2 protein-coding genes are annotated in these 2,110 nt (G+C 68.2%); one reads left to right on the plus strand and one right to left on the minus strand.

Translation table 11 applies throughout. The features are described from left to right. Positions 1-847 (plus strand): SDR family NAD(P)-dependent oxidoreductase (locus ACWEPL_RS65165; RefSeq protein ID WP_452443069.1); only part of this gene is annotated, 847 nt, incomplete at its 5' end. Positions 848-1,065: 218 nt separating this feature from the next. Here the strand turns inward: ACWEPL_RS65165 and ACWEPL_RS65170 are convergent. Then, positions 1,066-1,578, minus strand: a complete 513-nt coding sequence (locus ACWEPL_RS65170; RefSeq protein WP_452443071.1) for an integrase core domain-containing protein — start codon at positions 1,576-1,578, stop codon at positions 1,066-1,068. Positions 1,579-2,110: the final 532 nt, after the last annotated feature.

The following is a 2,110-nucleotide window of genomic DNA, read 5'->3' on the forward strand; positions in this document are numbered from 1 at the left end:
GGCCGCCGGGGCCGTGGCCGCCGCCGCGCCCGCCTCGGCCAACACGCAGAACCCGCCCGCCCCTTCCACGGGGATGGCCGACCGCCGCGGGCGCTTCGCCGGCAAGGTGGTGCTCATCACCGGCGCGACGTCGGGCATCGGACAGGCCACCGCGTACGAGATGGCCAGGCAGGGCGCGCACGTGTTCTTCTGCGGGCGGCGAGAGGAGCTCGGCCGGCGGCACGAGCGGGAGATCAGGCGGTTCGGCGGGGAGGCCACGTACATGCGGGCTGACGTGTCGAAGGAGGACGAGGTGCGGGCGTTCGTGAGCGAGTGCGTACGCCGGTACGGGCGGGTCGACATCGCCTTCAACAACGCCGGCATCGAGAGCCCCACCGCCGCGGCGCTGCACGAGCAGACGCTGAGCGACTTCGAGCAGGTCTGGCGCACGAACGCGGCCGGGGTGTTCCTGGCGATGAAGTACGAGATCCCGCACATGCTCCGACAGGGCGCGGGAATCATCGTCAACACCGCCTCCATCTCGGCCGAGGTCGGCTTCGCGACGATCTCGCCCTACAACGCGAGCAAGCACGCGGTGGCGTCGCTGACCAAGGTGGCCGCACTGGAGTACGCAGACAAGAACATCCGAATCAACGCGCTGGCCCCAGGTGCCGTGGACACGCCGATGCTGGAGCGGGCGGCAAAGGCGTTCGGGGTGACGTACGAGCAGATCGCGCAGGACTACCCGATCAAGCGGATCGTACGACCACAGGAGATGGCCCGGGTGGTGATGTGGCTGGCGTCCGACGACGCGACCGCCGTCCTCGGCACGGACATCGACGCCTCCGGCGGCTACCTCACTGGCTGACACCCGGTGACGCGCTGACCAGCCCACTGGTGAAGGCTCATGCCGCGCGCGTTTGCCTCGCCTGGTGGGCGGAGCTCGCGTACGCCACGCGAAGCCGCCAAATGGCCATGACCTGGCTGGATGCAATTATCGGCAGGCGCGCGTTGCCGGGTCTCCGAGACCTCGGGGCCGGGCGACGGCCTTCATGACGCCCTGTGGGTGCCAAGAACTCGGTCGCCCTATGCGACCTGCACGTATTCGTGGATCAGCCCGCCAAGGCGGTCACGCCGGATGACCTCGATATGGTCCTCGACCGGGTCGGGAAGGGCTCGCAGCGGAGCGGCCTGGCCGAAGGAGCGATGCGGGCGATGCTCATTGAAGTGAGCCTCGTACGCAGCCAGCACGCGCCGTAAATGGCGGGCGTTAACGATGAGGATCCGATCGAGGAGTTCTCGGCGCAGGCCACCGATCCAGCGTTCGGCGAACGCGTTGGCCCGCGGAGCGCGAGGGGGCGACTTGAGGACGCGGATGCCTACGGCCGTGAAGACTTCGTCGAACATCGCGGTGAACCTGGTATCCCGATCGCGGATGAGGAACCTGAACCCCTCCGCCCTGTCCCCCAGCTCGATCATCAGGTTCCTGGCCTGCTGTGCAACCCACGGCCCGGTCGGATGCCCGGTGACGCCGAGGACGTGCACCCGGCGGGTACTGATCTCCATGACGACCAGGCAATACAGGCGTTTGAACAGCATGGTGACGCCAAGATCCCCTCAGCTTGAGCACACAGGAACTCACCCCAGGTTGGTCCCGCGCGCCGCGGCGCCGCGTCAACGCCGGCCTTCCTCAAGATCATCCACACAGTGGAAGCCCCACCCGGTAGCCCAGGGCAGCGAGTTCCCCGGCGATCCGCCGGTAACCCCACAGCGGATTCTCCCGAGCCGAACGAAGTACCAAGGCCCGGACGGAGGCGCGGATGGGAGATCGACCCTGCCTGCCGCGCTTGAAGGTCCAGCGCCGCCACACCAGATCCGCGTGCCAGCGCAGCAGCGTGCCCGGCGTCACGAACAACCGCCGACGACCCGCTGAAGATAGCAGACGCGCCAGCGCACTGATCACCGCCCGATCGGCCCACGACGGCCGAGGCCTTGCCACCTGCCGACGCAACACCGCGAGCTGATGACGAAGGACCAGGTGAGTAGCCGGGGGGAGTTTCACCCCCCGGCTCTCTCAGAACCGGACGTGAACCTCGCAGCTCATCCGGCTCCCATTGCCCAGCCATCAGGA

Source organism: Nonomuraea sp. NPDC004186, from assembly GCF_053603495.1.

What these genes read in the sequence shown, in the direction of transcription:
- ACWEPL_RS65170 (WP_452443071.1), bottom strand. Translation starts at nt 1,578, where the DNA reads ATGCTGTTCAAACGCCTGTATTGCCTGGTCGTCATGGAGATCAGTACC.